General features: G+C 74.5%; 20 protein-coding genes. 13 read left to right on the top strand and 7 right to left on the bottom strand.

The window, feature by feature from the left end; genetic code table 11:
- Window positions 1-142: 142 nt before the first annotated feature.
- The gene (locus AB0H28_RS11030; protein WP_358037037.1) at window positions 143-1276 is read left to right on the top strand and encodes a SigB/SigF/SigG family RNA polymerase sigma factor; all 1134 of its coding nucleotides are present in this window, start codon (window positions 143-145) and stop codon (window positions 1274-1276) included.
- A gap of 156 nt (window positions 1277-1432) precedes the next feature.
- Here AB0H28_RS11030 and ctaD read toward each other — a convergent pair whose 3' ends face one another.
- The 5 genes from ctaD to AB0H28_RS11005 all read right to left on the bottom strand — a co-directional run bounded on the left by ctaD (window position 1433) and on the right by AB0H28_RS11005 (window position 7176).
- A complete protein-coding gene (ctaD, locus tag AB0H28_RS11025; protein ID WP_358037034.1) occupies window positions 1433-3430 on the bottom strand; it encodes a cytochrome c oxidase subunit I in 1998 nt (665 codons plus the stop codon).
- Between the two features lie 87 nt (window positions 3431-3517).
- On the bottom strand, window positions 3518-4249 hold the full coding sequence (locus tag AB0H28_RS11020) for an ATP-binding protein (RefSeq protein WP_358037031.1): 732 nt from the start codon (window positions 4247-4249) through the stop codon (window positions 3518-3520).
- 117 nt (window positions 4250-4366) lie between these two features.
- On the bottom strand, window positions 4367-4819 hold the full coding sequence (locus AB0H28_RS11015) for a DUF4383 domain-containing protein (RefSeq protein WP_358037411.1): 453 nt from the start codon (window positions 4817-4819) through the stop codon (window positions 4367-4369).
- Window positions 4820-4979: 160 nt separating this feature from the next.
- Window positions 4980-6134 (bottom strand): glycosyltransferase, encoded by a 1155-nt coding sequence (locus AB0H28_RS11010; RefSeq protein WP_358037028.1) that lies wholly within the window; start codon window positions 6132-6134, stop codon window positions 4980-4982.
- Between the two features lie 28 nt (window positions 6135-6162).
- The gene (locus AB0H28_RS11005) at window positions 6163-7176 is read right to left on the bottom strand and encodes a glucosyl-3-phosphoglycerate synthase (RefSeq protein WP_358037025.1); all 1014 of its coding nucleotides are present in this window, start codon (window positions 7174-7176) and stop codon (window positions 6163-6165) included.
- Window positions 7177-7364: 188 nt separating this feature from the next.
- On the opposite strand from AB0H28_RS11005, the gene AB0H28_RS11000 reads away from it, so the two are divergent.
- From AB0H28_RS11000 to AB0H28_RS10970, 7 genes are all read left to right on the top strand, one after another.
- Window positions 7365-8378, top strand: a complete 1014-nt coding sequence (locus AB0H28_RS11000) for a Gfo/Idh/MocA family oxidoreductase (RefSeq protein WP_358037022.1) — start codon at window positions 7365-7367, stop codon at window positions 8376-8378.
- On the top strand, window positions 8371-9459 hold the full coding sequence (locus AB0H28_RS10995) for a zinc-binding dehydrogenase (protein ID WP_358037020.1): 1089 nt from the start codon (window positions 8371-8373) through the stop codon (window positions 9457-9459). The genes AB0H28_RS11000 and AB0H28_RS10995 overlap by 8 nt, the downstream gene beginning before the upstream one ends.
- 52 nt (window positions 9460-9511) lie before the next feature.
- Window positions 9512-11257 (top strand): ABC transporter ATP-binding protein, encoded by a 1746-nt coding sequence (locus tag AB0H28_RS10990; RefSeq protein WP_358037017.1) that lies wholly within the window; start codon window positions 9512-9514, stop codon window positions 11255-11257.
- 53 nt (window positions 11258-11310) lie between these two features.
- A complete protein-coding gene (gene secA2, locus AB0H28_RS10985; RefSeq protein WP_358037015.1) occupies window positions 11311-13605 on the top strand; it encodes an accessory Sec system translocase SecA2 in 2295 nt (764 codons plus the stop codon).
- A gap of 183 nt (window positions 13606-13788) precedes the next feature.
- Window positions 13789-14529: a GAF and ANTAR domain-containing protein gene (locus AB0H28_RS10980; RefSeq protein ID WP_358037408.1), complete on the top strand. Its 741-nt coding sequence runs from the start codon at window positions 13789-13791 to the stop codon at window positions 14527-14529.
- Between the two features lie 76 nt (window positions 14530-14605).
- Window positions 14606-15112: a DUF2231 domain-containing protein gene (locus tag AB0H28_RS10975; protein WP_358037012.1), complete on the top strand. Its 507-nt coding sequence runs from the start codon at window positions 14606-14608 to the stop codon at window positions 15110-15112.
- Window positions 15113-15403: 291 nt separating this feature from the next.
- A complete protein-coding gene (locus AB0H28_RS10970) occupies window positions 15404-16162 on the top strand; it encodes a methyltransferase domain-containing protein (RefSeq protein WP_358037009.1) in 759 nt (252 codons plus the stop codon).
- Here AB0H28_RS10970 and AB0H28_RS10965 read toward each other — a convergent pair.
- Both AB0H28_RS10965 and AB0H28_RS10960 read right to left on the bottom strand, forming a co-directional pair.
- The gene (locus tag AB0H28_RS10965) at window positions 16140-17114 is read right to left on the bottom strand and encodes a DUF3500 domain-containing protein (protein ID WP_358037006.1); all 975 of its coding nucleotides are present in this window, start codon (window positions 17112-17114) and stop codon (window positions 16140-16142) included. The two genes, AB0H28_RS10970 and AB0H28_RS10965, sit on opposite strands and share 23 nt — an antisense overlap.
- 37 nt (window positions 17115-17151) lie before the next feature.
- Window positions 17152-17544 (bottom strand): ankyrin repeat domain-containing protein, encoded by a 393-nt coding sequence (locus AB0H28_RS10960; protein ID WP_358037002.1) that lies wholly within the window; start codon window positions 17542-17544, stop codon window positions 17152-17154.
- A 368-nt stretch (window positions 17545-17912) separates the two neighbouring features.
- Here AB0H28_RS10960 and AB0H28_RS10955 point away from each other — a divergent pair, with 368 nt between their 5' ends.
- From AB0H28_RS10955 to AB0H28_RS10935, 5 genes are all read left to right on the top strand, one after another.
- Complete coding sequence (locus tag AB0H28_RS10955; RefSeq protein WP_358036999.1) at window positions 17913-18518, top strand: winged helix-turn-helix domain-containing protein; 606 nt, start codon at window positions 17913-17915, stop codon at window positions 18516-18518.
- 124 nt (window positions 18519-18642) lie between these two features.
- Window positions 18643-19272: a uridine kinase gene (locus AB0H28_RS10950; protein ID WP_358036996.1), complete on the top strand. Its 630-nt coding sequence runs from the start codon at window positions 18643-18645 to the stop codon at window positions 19270-19272.
- A gap of 184 nt (window positions 19273-19456) precedes the next feature.
- A complete protein-coding gene (locus AB0H28_RS10945) occupies window positions 19457-19855 on the top strand; it encodes a TraR/DksA C4-type zinc finger protein (protein WP_358036994.1) in 399 nt (132 codons plus the stop codon).
- Window positions 19856-19884: 29 nt separating this feature from the next.
- Window positions 19885-20754 (top strand): DUF72 domain-containing protein, encoded by an 870-nt coding sequence (locus AB0H28_RS10940; protein ID WP_358036991.1) that lies wholly within the window; start codon window positions 19885-19887, stop codon window positions 20752-20754.
- A 105-nt stretch (window positions 20755-20859) separates the two neighbouring features.
- Window positions 20860-21045: a hypothetical protein gene (locus tag AB0H28_RS10935; RefSeq protein WP_358036988.1), complete on the top strand. Its 186-nt coding sequence runs from the start codon at window positions 20860-20862 to the stop codon at window positions 21043-21045.
- Window positions 21046-21050 lie beyond the last annotated feature (5 nt).

Raw genomic sequence — 21050 nt, 5'->3', positions numbered from 1 at the left:
CCCACAACGCCGCGCGGCGGGCGGCCACCGCCTTCGACGTAATCCGTCACGTAACCCAACTTCCTCACCCGGTGCGTGGCCCGACCACGCGCACGACCGGTTTTCCGACCGGGCGGGGGACCCTTCGGCGAGGGAGGCGCGGATGTTCGGACAGACCGCCACACCCACACCACCGACCACCGATCGGGGCCTGGAGGACCTCGACGCGGCGGCGCTCGCGTACGCGGCCCGGATCGAGGGGCTGCCACCCGAGCGGCGGCAGGAGGCGCGCGACGATCTGGTCCGCTTCGCGCTGCCGTTCGCCGGCCGGCTGGCCCGCCGGTACCGGGGCCGCGGGGAACCGCTCGAGGATCTGGAGCAGGTGGCCCGGCTCGGCCTGGTCAACGCCGTCGACCGGTACGACCCGGAGCGCGGCTCGTTCACCGCGTACGCCGCGATCACCATCGTCGGCGAGATCAAACGACACTTCCGTGACCGCACCTGGGGCGTGCACGTGCCGCGCCGGCTGCGCGACCTGATCCTCGAGGTGGGCCAGGCGACGGCGACATTGACCAGCGAGCTGTCCCGCGCTCCCTCGGTGGCCGAGTTGGCCGAGCGACTGGAGACGCCGGAGGAGGAGATCCTCGCCGCGCTGGAGTCGGCCGCCGGCTACAGCCCCGCGTCGCTCAACGCGCCGGTCGGCGGGGAGAGCTCGGCCGAGTTCGGCGACCTGGTCGGCGAGTCCGACAACGCGCTGGAGTCCGTCGACGACCGGGTCACGGTCAGCGGCCTGCTGCACCGGCTGCCCTGGCGGGAGCGGCGGATCCTGGCCATGCGCTTCTACGGCAACCAGACCCAGGCGGAGATCGCCGCCCGGTTCGGCATCTCGCAGATGCACGTGTCCCGACTGCTGTCGCGGGCGCTGACCTGGCTGCGTCAGGCGATGCTCGCCGAGGCGCCGCCGCCGTGGCAGAACAACGCCGCCGAGGCCGAACCGGCCAAGGCCCGGGTCTCGGTGCGGCGCACCGGCGACCGGGTGGTCGTGGAGGTGGGCGGCGAGGTCGACCGGGCCGGCGCGGACCAGTTGCGCCGGGCGGTGCTGGAGGCGGTCACCGGGCAACCCCGCGAGGTGGTGGTCGATCTGGTCGGCGCGGGCGGTTTCGACGCCGGTGGCATCGCCGCGCTGATGGCCGGCCGCGACGCCGCCGCCCGCACCGGGGTGCCGCTGCGGCTGACCCGGGTGCAGCCGGCGGTGCGCCGTTCGCTCACCGCCGCCGGCCTGCCCGCGGCCGACTGAGCCGCCCGCCACCGCCACACCGCCATCGCCTCCCGCGCGCCATCGCCTCCCGCGCGCCACCGCGCCGGCCCGCCACCGTTGGCGGGTCGGCGCGCGGCGCGCGGGTGTTAAGCGGGGCCCCCTGCTCTACCGAATGCGTTAACCGGGGGCCCTTCCTTACTGCTCGTCGCCGTGGCCGCGCGGGTGCCGCCAGCGGTCGTTCGGCTGTTCCTCGCGCTCGGCGCCGAGGATGGTCCCCTCCGGCTCGTCGGTCTCCTCGAAGCTCGGCCGGCGCACCTCCTCCGGCTCCGGCACGTCCACCGGACGGGCGCCGGACTGCGGCGCGGGGTGGTACGCGACCGCCTCGCGGGCGCCGTGCGCGCCCTCGGCGGCGGGTGACTCCGGCGTGCGGGGGACGTGGTGGAGTTCCTCGCTGAAGCGCTGCGGCGGCTTGGTGGTGCGTTGCGGCAGGTCGCGGCCGAGGTCGGCGACGAGCGGGCCGTACTTGGCGTCGAACGCGGGCCGCTCGGAGCGGATCCGTGGCATCCGGTCGAAGTTGCGCAGCGGCGGTGGGCAGGTGGTGGCCCACTCCAGCGAGTTGCCGAAGCCCCACGGGTCGTCCACGGTGACCATCGCACCGTAGCGCCAGGACTTCCAGACGTTGTAGATGAAGAACAGGGTGGACGCGCCGAGGATGAACGACCCGACGGTGGAGATCTCGTTCAGGCCGGTGAAGCCGTCGCTGGGCAGGTAGTCGGCGTAGCGGCGGGGCATGCCCTCGGCGCCCAGCCAGTGCTGCACGAGGAACGTGGCGTGGAAGCCGACGAACATGGTCCAGAAGTGCATCTTGCCCAGCCGCTCGTCGAGCATCCGCCCGGTCATCTTCGGGAACCAGAAGTAGACGCCGCCGAACGCGGCGAACACGATGGTGCCGAACAGCACGTAGTGGAAGTGCGCCACCACGAAGTACGAGTCGGTGACGTGGAAGTCGACAGGCGGGCTGGCCAGCAGCACCCCGGTCAGGCCGCCGAGCAGGAACGTGACCAGGAAGCCGATGGCGAACAGCATCGGCGTCTCGAAGGTGATCTGCCCCTTCCACATGGTGCCGATCCAGTTGAAGAACTTCACTCCGGTGGGCACCGCGATCAGATAGCTGAGTACGCTGAAGAACGGCAGCAGCACCTGCCCGGTGCCGAACATGTGGTGCGCCCAGACGCTCATCGACAGCACCGTGATCGCGATGGTGGCGAGCACCAGCCCGGTGTAGCCGAAGATCGGCTTGCGGGAGAACACCGGGATGATCTCGGTGATGATGCCGAAGAACGGCAGCGCGACGATGTAGACCTCGGGGTGCCCGAAGAACCAGAACAGGTGCTGCCACAGCATCGGCCCGCCGGTGGCCGGGTCGTAGACGTGCGAGTGCAGGATCCGGTCCGAGGCGAGCGCGAACAACGCGGCGGCCAGCAGCGGGAACACGAAGATCACCAGGACGCTGGTGAGCAGCAGGTTCCAGGTGAAGATCGGCATCCGGAACAGCGTCATCCCGGGTGCCCGCAGGGTCAGGATCGTGGTGATCAGGTTGACCGCGCCGAGGATGGTGCCCAGCCCGGACAGCGCCAGGCCGACCACCCACATGTTGGCGCCGACCCCGGGTGAGTGCGGGGCCGTGCTCAACGGCGTGTAGGCCGTCCAGCCGAAGTCCGCCGCGCCCTGCGGGGTGACGAAGGCGGCCACCACCATCGTGCCGCCGAACAGGTAGAGCCAGTAGGCGAACGCGTTGAGCCGGGGGAAGGCCACGTCGGGGGCGCCGATCTGCAGCGGCACGACGTAGTTGCCGAACGCGAAGACCAGCGGGGTGGCGAACAGCAGCAACATGATCGTGCCGTGCACGGTGAACATCTGGTTGTACTGCTCGGGGGAGAGGAACTGCATCCCGGGCCGGGCCAGCTCGGCCCGGATCACCAGCGCCAGCACACCGCCGACCAGGAAGAAGAGGAACGACGTGCCCAGATAGAGCAGGCCGATCACCTTGGCGTCGGTGGTCCGCAGCAGCCGCCACAGCGAGTTGCCGTGCACCGCCTCCCGGACCGGGCCGGGATATCCGCCGAACCGGGCCGGCGCGAGGATCGCGGGCCCCCGGTCGTGTGCCGGATCCGTGACTACCCGCTTGGGCATGGCATCTCACCCCGTGTGACGACAGACAGGACGGGCACGCGTACCCGTCCCCTCTGCCATGAAACCAGGCGAGAGCGGAGAATTCGGTCAGTTCGCCGGGAGCATGGCCCAAACCACCTTGCCCGCGCCGACCGGCATGCTGCCCCAACGCTGGGTCAACTCCCGCACCAACATCAACCCCCGGCCCCCCTCGGCCGCCAGGTCGCGGCCGGCCGCGGCCCGCGCGTCGGCCGGGCTGCCGTCCATCACCGCCACCCGCAGGTACGGCCGGCGCAGCGTCAGCGTCACGTGCATGGGGGTGCCGGCGTGCCGGACCACGTTGCCGACCAGCTCGCTGAGCACCAGCGACGCCGGGCCGACCAGCTCCGGCACGTTCCACCGCCCGCAGGCGTCGGTGACCAGCTCGCGGGCCCGCCGGCAGGCCCCGGCGACCGGCTCCAGCCGCGCCCGCAGCCGCGGCGACGCCGCCGTGCCGGCCAGCGCGGCGGCCTCCGCGCAGTCCCGGCGCACCGGCACCACCCGGCAGGCGGTGGTCTCGTTCAGCCAGGCCGCCGCCGCCTGCGGCGGGGCGGAGAGCACCAGCGGCACCGCCGGCCAGTCGTCGGCCCGCCGGCTTGCCGCGGCGAACACGGACAGCGCCAGCGGCTCGACGACGTGCACCTCCTCCAGGTCGACCACGAGCGCGTCCGGCTGCGCGGCCAGGCACCGGTCGAGCACCTCGTGCACCGCGCGCGTGGTGCCCAGGTCGAGCGCCCCGGCCAACCGCACGACCGTGACCGCTGACTCGTCGCGGACCTCGCACCTGATCCGGGTCGACATCGGGCCCTCGTTTCCAACTCGTCGGGGAGGACTACCGACGTACCCGGGTGCCGGAGCACCGAAACCGGGTGCCCGGCGCGTCGCGCCGCAGGTGAGCGGGCGTCGTGCCCGCGTGCCTCAGCGGCGGCGCCCGCGGCGGCCGGCGACCAGTCCCAGGGCCAGCATGACGACGCCCAGCAGCAGGTGCAGCCAGGTGTCGGCCCGGTTGACCGCCAGCACGTTCGCCTCGCTGCGCCGGTCGACGGCCAGGCCGTGGAGCCAGAGCACCAGATAGACCGCGCCGGCGCCGAGCAGGAACGCACGGGCGCCGGCGACCGTGCGGGCCAGCGCCAGGCCGACCGTGCCGAGCACCACGTGCACGACGTTGTGCAGCGCCGAGACCTGGAACACCCCGAGCAGCCGGGCGCCGGAGCCGGGCCCGGCGAACCGCAGCTCCGCGTACGAGCTGGTGATGCCGGGCACGAAGCCCAGCAGGCCGAGCAGCAGCAGGAGCACGGCGAACCCGGAGGCGGCCCGGCGAACCGGCGCGCGGCCGGCGGCCGGGTTGCGTCGCGCCCGGGAGTGCGCCATCGAGTTCGTCACGCCGGCCTCCTCGCCACCGCGGGGACCGCCGGTTTCCCCGGCCCGCCGCCGACAAACTCCGGTGCCCGGCGAGCCCGCACGTCGGCCGGCCCGGAACGGGCACCGGCCCGGCCCGGCCGCGCGAGGCGACCGGGCCGGGAAGCGGCGGTCAGGCGAGCGGCATCGGCGTCGTGGCGCCCCGGCGGACCCGGTCGTACAGCTCGACGTACCGCTGTGCCATCCGGGCCGGGGTGAACCGTTCGGCGGCCTCGCGCCGGCACTCGCCCGGCTCCAGCAGGCCGGCGGTCAGCACCAGCTCGCCCAGCTCCTCCTCGTCGGTGGCGAGCAGGCCGGTGCGGCCGTGCGCGATCAGCTCCGGCAGGCAGCCGCGGGCGGTGGCCAGCACCGGCGTGCCCAGCGACAACGACTCCACCACCGCCGTGCCGCCCGGCTCCTCCCAGCGCAGCGGGAACAGCGACGCGCGGGCCGAGGCGACCAGGTCGTCGCGTTCCGGCCCGGCCACCGTGCCCACCCAGCGCACCAGGTCACCGTCGACGTACGGGGCGACCTGCTCGTAGAAGAACCGCACGTCCGGGTTCTGGCGGGCGTCGTCGCCGGCCGCGGCCAGGTCCTCCGGCCGGTGGTACGGGCCGACCGGGCCGGCCAGCACCAGCGGGAAGCCGACGGTGCGGGCCAGCCGGGCGCCCAGATCCTGCCCCTTGCCCGGGTTGATCCGACCGAGGATCACCAGATGGTCACCCTTCGCCACCGCCGGGCGGCGGTCCGCGTCGACCGCGAGCGGGGTGGACAGGTGCACGTGGCCGACCGAGTGCTCGCGCAGCGCGCGCGGCGCCCGGGCCAGCTGCGCGGCCGACACCCCGTTGACCCGGACCCGGTCACCGCCGTCCAGACCGCCGTACAGCTCCGGGTGCTTGGCCAGGTCCCAGTGCAGCGTGTGCAGCACCGGCGGCGCGTCCGGGCCCATCGCGGCGAGGGTGGCCAGGCCGACCGCCTCCACGTGGTCGTGCACCAGGTCGACGTCGTCGCGGCGGTGCAGCTCCCGCACCACCTCGGCCAGGTGCGCCTGGGACACGCCGCAGACCTGGTTGTACGGCCGTTGCAAGGCGTGGAACTGACCGTCCGGGAAGACCGCGATCCGCTCGTCGACCGGCAGCGTGCTGCTGCCCACCGAGGCGAGCACCACCCGTACGCCCAACCGGCGCAGCTCGGGCACCAGCGTGGCGACCACGTTCTCGATCCCGCCGTAGCCCGGCGGCGGCACGGACAGCCATGGCCCGGCGTTCATCAGCACGGTGAGCGTCATGCGCTGCCCTCTTCCTCGGCGGGGTGCCTCACGCGGCGACGCGCCGGCGGGGGACGCGGTGGCGCAGCTCGGCCAGCGGTGGCCGTTCCTCGACCGAGACGTCGTTGACCACGATCTCCCGGTCCAAGTTGGGCAGCGCCTCCGAGCCACCCCGGCGGAACTGGGTGAGCAGCGGCGTCGGCGCCGTCCCGGGCGCGGCCCACCCGCGCCGTTGCAGCCGGGACCAGGCGGTCAGCATGATCTGCGCCGACATCCGGCCGAGCGCGGCGGTGTCCTGGTGCCGGTGCTTGCGCTCACCCAGGTCGACCTGGGCCAGCGCGTCCAGCCCGACCGAGTCCAGCAGGTCGATGAGCATCGCCGTCTCGACGCCGTAGCCGGTGACGAACGGCACCCGCTCCAGCACCTCGCGGCGACCCGCGTACTCGCCGGCGAGCGGCTGCACGAAGCCGGCCAGTTCCGGCCAGAACAGGTTGAGCAGCGGCCGGGCCATCAGCTCCGTCACCCGCCCGCCGCCGTCGGGCTCGACGCTGCTCGCGCCGACCAGCGGGCGGTGGTAGAAGCCCTTGACGAACGCCACGCTCGGGTCGGTGAGCAGCGGCCCGAGCAGGCCGGTGACGAAGTGCGGCCGGAACTCGCGCAGGTCGGCGTCGAGGAACGCGACCACGTCGCCCCCGGCGGCGGCCAGCCCGGCCCAGAGCGCGTCACCCTTGCCGGTCAGCCGCGGCAGCCCGCGCGTCATCGCGTCCTGCCCCACCACCTCGGCGCCGGCCGCGCGCGCCACCTGCGCGGTCCGGTCGGTGGACCGTGAGTCCACCACGATCAGCTCGTCCACCAGCGGCACCCGGTCCATCAGGTGCTCGCGGACGGTCGACACGATCGCGCCGACCGTGGCCTCCTCGTTACGCGCCGGCAGCACCACGCTGACCCGGGCGGCCCCCTTGGCCCGCACCAGCCGCGCGGCCGGCCAGTCGTCGGCCGTGCTGGTGCGGTACGTGGCCCACGCCTCCACCACCGGTGAGACGGTCGAATCTGATTCCCGCACGGGCACCCCCATCAGTGGCGGAATCGCGGGCTCCTCTTTTCCCGGTTCCGGACCCGCGCTAACCGGATCCTGCCCAACCGGGTGATCACGCGGATGAACGTCACGTTGCGCCGGAGGACGTGTTTGCCGCGCCGCCGGCCGGGGGAGTGCTCTGCGCAGCGTCGCAGTCACGGTGAGAGGGCGGTCGGATGCGGGTGGGACTGGTCGGGGCCGGCGGGGTGGCGCAACGCCACGCCCGTGTGCTCACGGGCTTCGAGGACGTGCACCTGCTGGGCGTGACCGACGTCGCGCCGGGTGCGGCGCGGGCGCTCGCCGACACGTACGGCGGCCGGGTCTTCCCCGGCGTGGCCGAGCTGCTCGCCGCCGGCCCGGACGCGGTGTACGTGTGCGTGCCGCCGTTCGCCCACGGCCCGGCCGAGGAGGCGGTGATCGCCGCCGGGGTGCCGATGTTCGTGGAGAAGCCGGTGGCGGTCGACCTGGATACGGCCGAGCGGATCGCCGCCCTGGTGCAGCGGGCCGGGCTGCGCACCGGCGTCGGGCACCACTGGCGCTACCTGCACGTGGTGCAGGAGGCGCGGCGGTTGCTCGCCGACCGTCCGGTGCGGATGGTCAACGGCGCCTGGCTGGACAAGGTGCCCCCGGTCACCTGGTGGGCGCGGCGGGACCGCTCCGGCGGCCCGGTGGTGGAGCAGGCCGCGCACGTGCTCGACCTCATCCGGCTACTGGTCGGCGAGGTCGCCGAGGTGACCGCGTACGGCGACGGCGCGCCGCCGCCGGTCGACGGCGCCGACATCGACTCGGTGACCGCCGCGACGCTGCGGTTCGCCTCCGGGGCGGTCGGCACGCTCGCCGCCGCCTGCGTGCTCACCTGGAAGCATCGGGCCGGCCTGGAGATCCTCGCCGACGGGCTGGCGTTGTCGCTGGCCGAGGACGGCCTGACCGTCCGCGACGCCGACGGCGAGCGGCACCTGCCCGCGGACCCGGACGCCGCCCGGGTCGCCGTGGACGGGGCCTTCGTCGACGCGGTGCGCGGCGTCGGCGACGACGTGCGGGTCCCGTACGCCGAGGCGCTGCGCACCCAGCGGCTCGCGCTCGCGGTGGCCGAGTCGGCGCGGACCGGTCGGCCGGTGGCGCTGCCGACCGGCCCGGCGGCCCGGCTCACCGCCGCCGTGGCGGACGTGGGGATGACCACGGATGCGTGAGCGGGTGGTGGTGGTCCGCGGACCCGGCCGGGTCGAGCTGGTCGAGCAGGATGCGGCCGAGCTGCGCGACGGCACGTTCCGGGTGCAGACGCTCTACAGCGGGGTCTCCGCCGGCACCGAGTTGAGCTTCGTCAAGGGCACCAACCCCTATCTGCACGTCACCTGGGACGCCGCCCTCGGGCTGTTCCGGCCGGGCGGGGCGAGCACCCCGTACCCGGTGACCCGCCTGGGCTACATGCAGGTCGGCCGGGTGGTGGAGAGCCGCACCCCGGCGGTCGCGGTGGGCGCGCTCGGCGCGATGACGTACGGCCACCGCAGCGGCTGGGTCGCCGACCCGGTGGCCGAACGGTTCGTGCCACTGCCCGACGACCTCGACCCGCTGCTCGGCGTCTACGTCGCGCACATGGGCCCGATCTGCGCCAACGGGCTGCTGCACGCCGCGGCGGACCTGTGCGGCGCCGACGTGCGTACCCTCGGCGACGGCGTCCGGGGACGGCGGGTGGCGGTCGTCGGCGGCGGCGTGGTCGCGCTGCTCACCGCGCTGTTCGCCCGCCGCCACGGCGCCGCCTCGGTGGTCGTGGTGGACCCGACCCCGGCGCGGCGGCGGGTGGCCGAGGCGCTCGGCCTGGAGACGCTCGACCCGGAGGCGGACGACCCGGCCGTGGTGCTCAAGACCCGGTGGAACCACGCCGCCGGCGACCGGGGTGCGGACGTGGTCTTCCAGTGCCGGGGCCAGGACTGGGCGTTGCAGCTCGCGCTGCGCCTGCTCCGCCCGCAGGGCACGGTGATCGACCTGGCCTTCTACCAGGGCGGCGCGGACGCGGTCCGGCTCGGCGAGGAGTTCCACCACAACGGCTTGACGCTGCGCTGCGCCCAGATCGGGCGGGTGCCGCGCGGGCTCGCCCCGACCTGGGACCGGGAGCGGCTCTCCGCCGAGACGGTGGAGCTGCTGCGCCAGGACGGCGAGCAGATCCGCACGCATCTGGTCACGGCGGTGGCCCCGCTGGACGAGGCGCCGGCCCTGCTCACCGACCTGGCCGAGCGACGCCGCGGCGAGCTCCAGGTGGTCCTGACCGGCTGAGCCGGCACGGCGACCGGCCGTGGCGGTGCGCCGCCGGGCTACCGTTCGGTCCATGACCGCCGAAGCCGGCCCGACGCCGGGGCTCGCCGCTCTGCTGCCCTACCTGCGCGTCCACCGCGGCACCCTGGTCGCGGTGGGCGCGCTGTCGCTCACCGGGTCCGCCGCCGCGCTCGCCCAGCCACTGCTCACCCGCGGCGTGCTGGATCGGATCACCGCCGACCGCCCGGCCGCCGCGCTGGTGGTCGCGCTGGTCGCCCTGGTGGTGGCCGGCGCGCTGCTCGGCGGGCTCCGCGACTATCTGCTGCAACGCACCGCCGAAGGGCTCGTCCTGGGCGTCCGCCGGCGGCTCGCGGGGCACCTGCTGCGGCTGCCGATCGTGGAGTACGACAGGCGTCGCACCGGCGACCTGCTGTCCCGGGTGGGCGCGGACACCACGTTGCTGCGGGCGGTGGTCACGTCCGGCCTCTTCGAGACCGTCACCGGCGCGGTGATGGTGGTCGGGGCCGGCACCGCGATGCTGCTGCTGGACCCGCTGCTGTTCGGGGTGACCCTGGCCGCGGTCGCGGTCGGCGTGGTCTTCGCGGTCACCGTCGCCCGCCGGGTGCGGGGGTTGGCCCGGCACGCCCAGGAACGGGTCGGCGAGATGACCTCGGCGGTCGAACGGGCGATCTCCGCCGCCCGGACCATCCGGGCCAGCCGGGCCGCGGACCGGGAGACCGGCACCGTGGTGGCGAGCGCGAGCGCGGCGTACCGGGCCGGGCTGGGGGTGGCCCGGGCCGAGGCGGTGGTGGGCCCGGCCAGCACGGTCACCGTGCAGGGCGCGTTCCTGCTGGTGCTGGCCGTGGGCGGGGCGCGGGTGGCGTCCGGGGCGATCAGCGTGGGCGACCTGGTCGCCTTCGTCATGTTCCTGTTCTTCCTGGTGCTGCCGCTGGGCCAGGCGGTGCACGCGTACACCCAGTTGCAGAGCGGCCTGGGCGCGCTGGCCCGGATCGAGGAGATCCTCGCGGTGCCGGACGAGGCCGCCGGCGACCGCCCCGGCGCGGCGGTCCCGCCGCCGGGAGGGGTGCCGGCGCGGGTCGAGTTCGACCGGGTCGGCTTCGGCTATCCCGGCGGCCCGCCGGTGCTGCGCGAGGTGAGTTTCACCGTGCCGGCCGGCACCCGGACCGCCCTGGTCGGCCCCTCCGGCGCCGGCAAGTCCACCCTGCTGGCGCTGGTCGAGCGCTTCTACGAGGTGGACGAGGGCGCGGTGCGCCTGGACGGCGTGGACGTGCGGGAGTTGCCCCGCGACGCGCTGCGGGCCCGGCTCGGCTACGTCGAGCAGGAGGCGCCGGTGCTCGCCGGCACGCTGCGCGACAACCTCCTCATCACCGCGCCCGAGGCCACCGACGACCGGCTGCGCGCGGTGCTCGACGAGGTCAACCTGGGCCACCTGGCCGACCGGACCGCCGACGGGCTGGACGTGCAGGTGGGGGAGGGTGGCGTGCTGCTCTCCGGCGGCGAGCGGCAGCGGTTGGCCATCGCCCGGGCGTTGCTCGCCGGGCCGCCGGTGCTGCTGCTCGACGAGCCGACCAGCAACCTCGACGCGCGCAACGAGGCGGCGTTGCGCCGGGCGATCGACGCGGTGGCGGTGCGCCGCACCCTGGTGATCGTGGCGCACCGCCTCTCGACGGTGGTGGACGCCGACCAGATCGTGGTGCTCGACGGCGGCCGGGTGGTGGCGGTCGGCACGCACGACGAGCTGACCACCACCAGTCCGCTCTACCGCGAGCTGGCCACGCACCAACTTCTGGTGGCCTGATCCGTTCGGGGCGGGGGTCACAATCGGCTGCGGTTCGCGTACCGTTGCGGCTCATGGGTGTGTCGCAACGGATGAAGACCAGGTTCCGCCGGTTCCTCCAGCGCCCGGGGACGACGGTCGACCTGGCCCCGCTGGAGAAGCTGCTGCCGGCGATCGAGGCTCGGGAGGCCGAGCTGGAGCAGCTCTCCGACGCCGAGCTGACCGAGGCCGCCGGCCGGGCCGAGAAGTACGAGGAGATCTGCGCCGTCGGGCGGGAGGCGGCCCGTCGCGGGCTCGACCAGCGCCCCTACGACGTGCAGCTGCTCGGTGCCATGGCGCTGCTCTCCGGCAAGGTGGCCGAGATGGCCACCGGTGAGGGCAAGACGCTCACCGCGACCGTGGCCGCGTACGGGCACGTGCGGCTGGGCAACGGGCCGGTGCACGTGCTCACCGTCAACGACTACCTGGCCCGCCGCGACGCGGAGTGGATGGAGCCGGTCTACACCCTGCTCGGGCTCACCGTCGGGTGGGTCAACGAGGCCTCCACGCCGCAGGAGCGGCGCGCCGCCTACGGCTGCGACGTCACCTACGTCTCGGTCAGCGAGGCCGGCTTCGACTACCTGCGCGACCAGCTCGCCACCGACCTCGCCGACCGGGTGCAGCCGCCGCTGAAGACCGCGATCGTGGACGAGGCCGATTCCATCCTCATCGACGAGGCGCGGGTGCCGATGGTGCTCGCCGGCGCGGTGCCGGGCGAGCAGGACCCGGTGCACGCCGCCGCCGCGTTGGTGCGCGGGCTGCGCAAGGGCAAGCACTACACCGTCGCCGAGGACGGGCGCAGCGTCGCCTTCACCTCTCTCGGCCTGGCCACGGTGGAGGCCAAGCTGGGCGGCATCGACCTCTACGACGCCGAGCACGTCGGGCAGCTCTCCGCGGTGAACGTGGCGCTGCACGCGCACGCGCTGCTGCACCGCGACGTCGACTACATCGTCCGGGACGACTCGGTCGAGCTGATCGACGAGATGCGCGGCCGGGTGGCCCAGCGCCGGCGCTGGCCGGACGGGCTGCAGGCCGCGGTCGAGGCGAAGGAGGGGCTGGACGCCACCGCCGAGGGCGAGGTGCTGGGCACCGTCACCGTCCAGGCCTTCATCGCGCTCTACCCGACGGTGTGCGGGATGACCGCGACCGCGGTGCTCGTCGGCGACCAGCTCCGCGAGTTCTTCGGCCTGGAGGTGGCGGTGATCCCGCCGAACACCCCGTGCGTGCGGGAGGACGAGCCGGACCGGATCTACGCCACCCGCGCCGAGAAGGAGGAGGCGCTGGTCGACGAGATCACCCGCTGCCACGAGGCGGGGCGCCCGGTGCTGGTGGGCACGCTCGACGTGAAGGAGTCCGAGGGGCTGGCCACCGCGTTGCAGGCCGCCGGCGTGTCGTGCGTGGTGCTCAACGCCAAGAACGACGACGAGGAGGCGGGGATCATCGCCGAGGCCGGCGCGTACGGCGCGGTGACGGTCTCCACCCAGATGGCCGGCCGGGGCGTGGACATCCGTCTCGGCGGCAGCGACCAGGCCGACCGGGAGCGGGTGGCCGAGCTGGGTGGCCTCTACGTGATCGGCAGCGGCCGGCACGACAGCCGCCGGGTCGACGACCAGTTGCGGGGGCGGGCCGGCCGGCAGGGCGACCCGGGCGGGTCGGTCTTCTTCGTCAGCCTGGAGGACGACCTGGTCGTCCGGCACGCCGGCGACACGGTGCCGGCCTCGCCCCGGATGAACGCCGACGGCCTGGTCACCGACGCGCAGGTCGACTACGCGGTGGAGCACGCCCAGCGGGTCGCCGAGGGTGTCAACCACGAGATCCACCGCAACACCTGGCGCTACAGCCACGTGATCGAGCAGCAGCGCAAGGCCCTGGCGGAGCGGCGGGAGCGGCTGCTGACCACCGACATCGCGGCGCTGATGCTGCTGGAGCGGGTGCCGGAGAAGGCCAACGAGATGGACGAGGATCTGCTCGCCGACGTGGCCCGCAAGATCGCGCTCTACCACCTGGACCGGCTCTGGGCCGAGCACCTGGCCGAGCTGTCCGAGGTGCGCGAGGGGGTGCACCTGCGGGCGCTGGGCCGCCTCGACCCGCTGGACGAGTTCCACCGCAGCGCGGTGCCGGCGTTCAACGCGTTGATGCCCGAGATCGAGACGCGGACCATCGCCACGTTCGAGGAGACCGAGTTCGACGAGGGTTGGCAGCCGGACGCGTCGAAGCTGGTGCGGCCGAGCGCCACCTGGACCTATCTGGTGCACGACAACCCGTTCGGCTCCGAGCTGGACCGGTTGATCGCGTCGGTGGGCCGGCGGCTGATCTCCGGTTCCCGCTGACCCGGAACGCGGGGCCCCTTCCGGTCGACCGGCCGGAAGGGGCCCTTTTGCGCGGTTTCGACGCCCGTCCGGCAGGGTAGTAGGCGCAGGCCCGGCCAGAGAGAGGACGGACATGGGACAGGCAACGGCGCCGGACGGGGACACCGGATGGACGGGCCCGGGTGCGGCGGGGGCTCCGCCGCGGTGAACCTGGACGCCTGCCGGCCCAGGGCCGACGAGCTGGGCGTGCTGGAGACCGCCGCCCTGCTGCGCGAGCTGACCGCCGGCCTGATCGCCGTCGCCGACTTCGACGAGGCGCTGGACCGGCTGGTCCGGATCGCCCGTGACGCGGTGCCCGGCGTGGGCTGCTGTGGCTTCACCGCACTGCGGGCCGGCGAGCCGGCCGGCGTGGCGGCGTCCGACCCGCACCGGGCCGAGCTCGACGACCTGCGGCACGGCCCGGACACGCCGGCCCTGAGCGCCATCCGCCGCCGCGAGATGGTCATCGCGGGCGGGTTGGCGGACGAGATGCGCTGGCCGGCCTGGCGTGCCCGGGCCCGCGCGCTGGGCGTGCACGGCGTGATCTCCGCGCCGGTCGACGTGGACGAGCAGGTGATCGGTGCGATCAACCTGTACACGCAGGTGCCGGAGGCGCTCACGCCGAGCCACCAGCTCACCGCGATGTTGCTGGCCGAGCACGCCGGGCTGCTGCTCGCCGCGGTCCGCGACCGGGAGCGCGCGAGCGCCCGCGCCGACCGACTCGACGGCGCGCTGCTCGCCGAGGGGGTGGTCGGCCAGGCGGTCGGGGTGATCATGGCGCAGCGCGGCTGCGCCGCCCCGGAGGCCCTCGACGTGCTCCGCACCGCCGCCTCCTCGTTGGACATACCGCTGCGCGAGGTGGCCGAGCGGCTCGTGCTCACCGTCTCCCGGCCCCGGGACAACTGACCGACAGTCGTTTCGCGTCGCGGGGCGTCGGGTAGCACCCTGGACTGGTGAGCTGCGCCGACGTGGGGAGAACGCGATGGAGAGCCGACTTCGGGTGCAGGGGCACCCGATCCAACCGATGCTGGTGACGTTTCCGTTCGGGCTCTTCGTCAGCGCCGCCGTGTTCGACCTGGCCGACGTCCTCGGCGGCCCGGCCTTCCTCGGCGAGGTGGGCTACTGGACGGCGATCGCCGCGTTGGTCGCGGCCGGGCTGGCCACCGTCGCCGGGCTGGTCGACCTGTGGGACGTGCGGATCGGTCACGCCAACCGGACCGCCATCACGTTTCACCTGGTCAACGCCGTGATGGCGGCGATGTTCCTGCTCACCTGCCTGATCCGGGCGCACGCGCCGCAGCGCGGCGCGACGGGCGGCCAGCTCGCCACCGAACTGGTCGCGCTGGCGGTGGGCGCGGTAGGCGTGGCCCTGGGCGCGCGGCTGATCCAGCAGGACGACCGCGGCCGCGCCGCGGAGCCGACCGGGCTGGACACCTCCGACGGGATTCCCGGCGCGACCGTCGAGATCGCCCGTCCCCGGCCGTTCTGACCACCGTCGAGCACGCGCTGATCACCGTGTGCCGGCGGACGCCGGGCGTGTCGCGGCGGGGCGGGCAGGTGAGGCGCAACCGGTATACCTCCTGGTCATATTCATGACCAGGAGGTATACCACTGTGGAGTCATGTGCTTCCTGACGCGGACACGCTGCGTGACCGCCAAGGCGAACACCTCCTCGTTGGTCGGCGTCGATCCCGCTGCGCCGGCAGGCATGGCCGGCCGCGCCGGCACGTGCGCGGAAATCGCGTTGCCGGACGGCGCGGTCCGGCGGCAGGCTCGGCCCATGGGCACCGATCGCGGGTTCGACGAGCTGGTCGCCGAGGCCGAGGCCGCGCCGGTCGAGGGGTGGGGTTTCTCCTGGCTGGCCGGGCGGGCCACGGAGGAGCGCCCGCCGTGGGGCTACGCGCGCCTGGTCGGGGCCCGGCTGGCGGCCGTCGCCGCCGCCCTGGACATCGACACCGGCGGCGGCGAGGTGCTGGCCGAGGCGCCGGCGCCGCCACCGCTGCTGGTCGCCACCGAGGCCTGGCCGCCGAACGTGCCGCTGGCCCGGCGCAACCTGCGCCGGGTCGGTGGTCACGTCGTCCGGGTCGGTGAACGCCCGCCGCTGCCGTTCCGCGCCGCCGCGTTCGACCTGGTGGTGAGCCGGCACCCGGTGGACACCTGGTGGGGCGAGGTGGCCCGGGTGCTGCGGCCCGGCGGCAGCTATCTCTCCCAGCAGATCGGCCCGGGCACGGTGCGCGAACTCAGCGAGGCGATCCTCGGGCCGCTGCCGCCGCCGCAGCACCGCCACCCGGAGCACGCGGTCGCCGCCGCCGAGGCCGCCGGCCTGACCGTGGTGGACCTGCGGACCGCCACCCTGCGTACCGTCTTCCACGACATCGGCGCGGTGGTCTGGTTCCTGCGCAAGGTGGTCTGGACCGTGCCCGATTTCACCGTCGACCGCTACCGCACGGAGCTGCGCCGGCTGGACGCGCGGATCCGGGCCGACGGCCGGTTCGTGGCCCACGCCCGGCGGTTCCTCATCGAGGCGCGTCGCCGGTGACCGGCCGGTGCGCGGCGGCGTGGTGCGCGGCCAGCACGTCGGCGCCGAAGTCACCGGCCGGGCGACGCAGCACGGTGTGCGCGTGGTTGCCGTCGTCGGTGGTGTTGTCGTACTCGATCAGCAGGTCGTCGCCCTGCACCCGGTAGTAGTGCCGCCGGCCCGGCTCGACCGGGCCGGCCCAGGCGAAGTGCAGCTCGCCGCCGTGCAGCCGGTCGGCCTCCCGGGCGGCCAGCTCGGCCGGGAGCCGATCGAGATAGAGCCCGACCAGCCGGTCGAGCAGCGCGCGACCGCTCGGCCCGAGCCGACCTCGCGGTACGCCGGGCGGGTCGAGCCGGCCGGGCGCGGTGCCGCGGGTGGCGCTGATGATGTCGGCCGGTGCCTCCCCGGCGATGATCGCGGCGGCGCGCCCGACTGGGCCGAGCGCGTCCAGCAGTTCGCGGGCGAGGTCCTCCTCGGGGCCCAACGGCCGGGATACCGGCCGGCCGGCGTGCCGGACCGTGGCCGGATTCGCGCCGAGGAAGATCGGGGCGGGGGAGACCCGGTCGTCGACGACGGTCATGCTGACCGACAGGTGGTGCCCCTCGAACCGCCACGCCCAGCGGTCGTCGCGGGCCGGGTCGCCGAAGACCGCCACCCAGTAGTCGCCGCTGTGCCGGCCGCGCCGCCAGCCCTCCGCCCGGTCCAGCACCTCCTCCAGCGCCACCACGGCCATCGCCTGCGCGTACGCGGCCGGGCTCAGCGCGGTGGCGAGCAGCCGGTGGGCGGCCTTGCGGGCGGTGACGTCGAGGTCGGCGAGCGCGACACCCGGCCGGGGCCGGGGCCGGTACTCCAGCCACCGGCGGGCCGGCTCGTCGTCGAAGTCGTGCCGCGCGTGCCGGCGGGCCGGGTCGTCGAGCGCCGCCAGCAGCGCCGTGGCCGCGGCGCGCATCCGTTCGGGTACGGGATCCTCCACCGACCTTGTATACGCCATGCGCGCCGGCCGGTGGCCCTCACTCGCGACCGAGCAGCGCCAACATTTCGGGCAGCGTGAAGAAGCGGGCGGTCTCGACCGCCGAGGGGCCGCCGTGGTCCGGGTCGGCGCCGGCGTCGAGCAGCGCCCGGACCGCCGCCGCGTTCTGCCGGAACACGGCCGCCGCCAGCGCGGTCTGCCCGCGGTCGTTGACCCGGGCCGGGTCGGCGCCGCGGGCGAGCAACGCGGACACGGTCTCCGGGTGGGCGTGGTAGGCGGCCAGGATCAGCAGCGTGTCGCCCTTGGCGTTGGTGAGGTTGACCGGCAGTCCGGCGTCCACGTTGGCCGCCAGTTCCGCCGTGGCGCCGGCCCGGGCCAGGTCGAACATCCGGTGGGCGAAGTCGATGGTCGCGGCGTCGAGTTCGTCGGGCACCCGCCCAGGTTATGGCGTCCCGGCGCGCCGCGCCTGGTAGCTGGCCCAGCCGGCACGGGAGGCGGGTATGGACGAATCGTGCTCACGGTCCGCTGGCCGTCGGTGCCGGGTTACCGGGTGGACCCGCCGGTGCTGCGCGGCGCCCGCGATTGTGAACCGGCCGGGGACCCCCCCGTAACGCCTCGTCCGGCCGCTCTGCTGTAATCAACGAGCCTCGTACGCAGAGCGAGCAGCCGGCTCCGATGCGTTCGTCAATTGTCACATTCATGCAACGCAGCGGCCCCTTGACCCTCACGCGAGCGCCGGGAAGCATCGATGAAGCGGCGTCCCGGGCCGTGGGGAGATACCCGGACCAGCCAAGGAGGACCATGTCGGTCAGCCCCGCCTCGTCGCGCGCCGGATGGCATACGTCCCAACCCACGGTCCCCGGCCGTCCGCCCGGCGGCCAGCGTCGCCCCGCCAACACGGCCGCCCCGATGCTCACGGTCACCCTGAACATCCCGCTGGCCTGCGAGGAGTCGCTGACGCCGGCCGCGCGCCGGCTCCTCGACGCCGCTCGCGAGTTGCTCGAGGGCGGCGACGCGGTGGTCAGCGCGGGCGCCGTCGCGGCGGAACGCCGTCCCGAGGTGCCGGCCGGGCGCGCGCCGGCGCGACCGCTCGCCTCGACCATCCCGAGCCTGCACATCCTGGCCTCGTCCCGGTCGGTGCTGCGCGACGGCGAGCCGCTGCCGCTGACCCGCCTGGAATTCGACCTGCTGCTGCACCTGGTCGCCCACCCGCGCCGGGTGTTCACCCGGCTGCAACTGCTCAACGCGGTCTGGGGGTACGAACACGCCGGCGTCCGCACCGTCGACGTGCACGTCCGCCGGCTGCGCGGGAAGGTCGGCGTGGACGTCCCACTGGTCACCACCGTCTACGGCGTCGGCTACCGGCTCGCCGACGACGCCCGGGTGACCATCGACCGCAGCGGCTGACCACCCGCCACCCTGCGCCAGCCGCCCCTCGTCGCCGCCCGTGACCAGCCCGCCGGACGGAGCCCCGACCGCCCGGACGCGAGCACGAGGTGAGCCGGCGCCGCCGGCCGGGCAGGATGGTCGGATGCGTGTCCGCCCGATCAGCCCCGACCGGCTCGTCGCCGAACTGGCCGCGCGCCTCGTCGACGCCGAGGCGCCCGGCCGACTGCGGGTGGCGGTCGACGGGCCGCCGGCCGCCGCGCCGGACGCCCTGGCCGCCGCCCTCGTCGACCCGCTGCGCGCCGCCGGTCGGCCGGCGCTGCACGTGCGGGCCGCGGACTTCCTGCGCCCCGCCTCGGTCCGCCTGGAACCGGGCCGCACCAACCCGGACGCCTACTACGAGGGGTGGCTCGACGAGCCCGGACTGCGCCGGGAGGTGCTCGACCCGGCCGGGCCGGACGGCAGCGGCCGGCTGCTGCCGTCCCTGTGGGACGCCGGCGCCGACCGAGCCAGCCGGGCCGGCTACCGGGACCTGCCGCCCGGCGGCGTGGTTCTGGTCAGCGGCGCGCTGCTGCTCGGCGGCACGCTGCCGTTCGACGTCACCGTCCACCTGGTGCTCTCCCCGGCGGCGCTGGCCCGGCGCACCGACCCGGCGTGGCGCTGGACCCTGCCGGCCTTCGCCCGCTACGCCGACGAGGTCGATCCGGCCTCCTTCGCCGACGTGGTGGTCCGTGCCGACGACCCCCGCCGTCCGGCCCTCGTGGAACCGGTCTGACCAGGCGACTCGAACTCACCGGAAACTGACAGGGCAGCTCCGGTTTGGCCCGCCGGAGGCAAGGGTAATCGCCCGGCTCACAGAGCACGGGTGATCTCACCCGCGCCCCCGATGTCCCGGACCGGGTCCTCCGGCGCTCGTCGCCCGAGGATCCGGTGTCAGGCCGCAGGAAAGGCAGGCAGCGATGCTCGTCCACGACACGACGGCCACGGGCCGCTCCCAGGCTGAGATCGACCAGATCCGGCAGTCCCTGCGGTCCCGCTACGACGAGCTGACCGCGGAGTACGACCACACCGTCGCGCAGAGCCAGGTGCTGCGACTGGTCGAGGTCGGCGACACCGCCGGCGACGATCAGGCCGACAGCGGCACCAAGACCGCCGAGCGGGACACCGCGCAGTCCCTGCTGCGCACCATCCTGGACCGGCGGGCCCAGTTCGAGCGTGCGTTGACCCGGCTCGACGAGGGCACGTACGGCTACTGCGAGGGCTGCGCCGCGCCGATCCCGGTCGAGCGGCTGGAGATCTTCCCGTCCGCCACCTCCTGCGTGGCCTGCAAGCAGACCCGGGAGCGGCGGGCGGCCTGAGTCGCCCGCCCGCCTCGCCGGTCGGTCCCATGGGTGAGATCAACGTGGGCACCGCGTCGTGGACCGACCGGACCCTGCTCGACTCCGGCTGGTATCCGGCGGATGCCGACACCCCGCAGCGACGGCTGTCCTACTACGCCCGGCGGTTCCCGCTGGTCGAGGTGGACGCCACCTACTACTCGCCGCCGGCCGAGCGCACCGCCCGGCTGTGGGTGGAGCGCACGCCGCCCGGGTTCACCTTCAACGTCAAGGCGTTCAGCCTGCTGACCGGTCACCCGACCCGGGTCTCCGCGCTCTACCGGGACCTGCGGCCGGAGACGGACAAGCGCACCGTCTACCCGGGCGACCTGCCGGCGCAGTCGTACGAGGAGGTGTGGACCCGCTTCCTGTCCGCGCTCGACCCGCTGGTCTCCGCCGGCAAGCTCGGCGCGCTGCTGTTCCAGTTCCCGCCCTGGTTCACCATCAGGCGCGACAACAAGCAGTATCTGCTCGAGGTGGCGCGGCGGTGCGCCCCGCTGCGCCCGGCCTTCGAGTTCCGGCACGCCTCCTGGTTCGACGGCGACAACGCCGACGAGACGCTCGACTTCCTGCGCGGGCACGAGCTGCCGTTCGTCTGCGTGGACATGCCGCAGGGCCACCGGTCGTCGGTGCCCCCGGTGCTGGCCGCCACCGCGGACCTCGCGGTCGTCCGGTTCCACGGGCACAGCGACAAGTGGACCAGCAAGGACATCCACGAGAAGTTCGGCTACGACTACTCCGACCGCGAGCTGCGCGACTGGGCGCCGAAGCTGCGCGAGCTGGCCGGTCAGGCCGAGCGCACCCACGTGCTGATGAACAACTGCTATCGGGACTACGCGCAGCGCAACGCCACCACGCTCATCGACCTGCTGCAACGGTGAGCGCGGCTCACCCGCACCGGGTGAGGCCGGTTCACCCCGGCACCGCGCAGCATGGACGGCGCGCGCGGACGCACCGGCCCGCGCGCGGCGACGAGGAGGTGGGTCATGACGGTACGGGTGGTGGCGGATCGACGCCGCGGCGGCGTCCTGCACGTGGTCGGCAACTCCGAGGTGCCACGGGAGCGGGGCGGGCGACCCGGGCGGTTCAGCCCGACCCGGCTGTGGCGGGGGCCCAGCGGCCCGCCGCGACGCGCCGACGACCGACGCTGGGAAACCGACGCCCGGGGGTGAGCCGG

It is taken from the genome of Micromonospora sp. NPDC050980, assembly GCF_040653835.1.
Taxonomy (GTDB): domain Bacteria; phylum Actinomycetota; class Actinomycetes; order Mycobacteriales; family Micromonosporaceae; genus Micromonospora.
Note: the sequence above shows the minus strand (reverse complement) of the source record. Positions and strands in the feature narration are given on the sequence as shown.

Bases quoted from the DNA above. Each gene is read 5' to 3' on its own strand.
- AB0H28_RS11030 (WP_358037037.1), top strand. From the start codon at position 143: ATGTTCGGACAGACCGCCACACCCACACCACCGACCACCGATCGGGGC.
- ctaD (WP_358037034.1), bottom strand. From the start codon at position 3,430: ATGCCCAAGCGGGTAGTCACGGATCCGGCACACGACCGGGGGCCCGCG.
- AB0H28_RS11020 (WP_358037031.1), bottom strand. From the start codon at position 4,249: ATGTCGACCCGGATCAGGTGCGAGGTCCGCGACGAGTCAGCGGTCACG.
- AB0H28_RS11015 (WP_358037411.1), bottom strand. From the start codon at position 4,819: ATGGCGCACTCCCGGGCGCGACGCAACCCGGCCGCCGGCCGCGCGCCG.
- AB0H28_RS11010 (WP_358037028.1), bottom strand. From the start codon at position 6,134: ATGACGCTCACCGTGCTGATGAACGCCGGGCCATGGCTGTCCGTGCCG.
- AB0H28_RS11000 (WP_358037022.1), top strand. From the start codon at position 7,365: ATGCGGGTGGGACTGGTCGGGGCCGGCGGGGTGGCGCAACGCCACGCC.
- AB0H28_RS10995 (WP_358037020.1), top strand. From the start codon at position 8,371: ATGCGTGAGCGGGTGGTGGTGGTCCGCGGACCCGGCCGGGTCGAGCTG.
- AB0H28_RS10990 (WP_358037017.1), top strand. From the start codon at position 9,512: ATGACCGCCGAAGCCGGCCCGACGCCGGGGCTCGCCGCTCTGCTGCCC.
- secA2 (WP_358037015.1), top strand. From the start codon at position 11,311: ATGGGTGTGTCGCAACGGATGAAGACCAGGTTCCGCCGGTTCCTCCAG.
- AB0H28_RS10975 (WP_358037012.1), top strand. From the start codon at position 14,606: ATGGAGAGCCGACTTCGGGTGCAGGGGCACCCGATCCAACCGATGCTG.
- AB0H28_RS10970 (WP_358037009.1), top strand. From the start codon at position 15,404: ATGGGCACCGATCGCGGGTTCGACGAGCTGGTCGCCGAGGCCGAGGCC.
- AB0H28_RS10955 (WP_358036999.1), top strand. From the start codon at position 17,913: ATGTCGGTCAGCCCCGCCTCGTCGCGCGCCGGATGGCATACGTCCCAA.
- AB0H28_RS10950 (WP_358036996.1), top strand. From the start codon at position 18,643: ATGCGTGTCCGCCCGATCAGCCCCGACCGGCTCGTCGCCGAACTGGCC.
- AB0H28_RS10945 (WP_358036994.1), top strand. From the start codon at position 19,457: ATGCTCGTCCACGACACGACGGCCACGGGCCGCTCCCAGGCTGAGATC.
- AB0H28_RS10940 (WP_358036991.1), top strand. From the start codon at position 19,885: ATGGGTGAGATCAACGTGGGCACCGCGTCGTGGACCGACCGGACCCTG.
- AB0H28_RS10935 (WP_358036988.1), top strand. From the start codon at position 20,860: ATGACGGTACGGGTGGTGGCGGATCGACGCCGCGGCGGCGTCCTGCAC.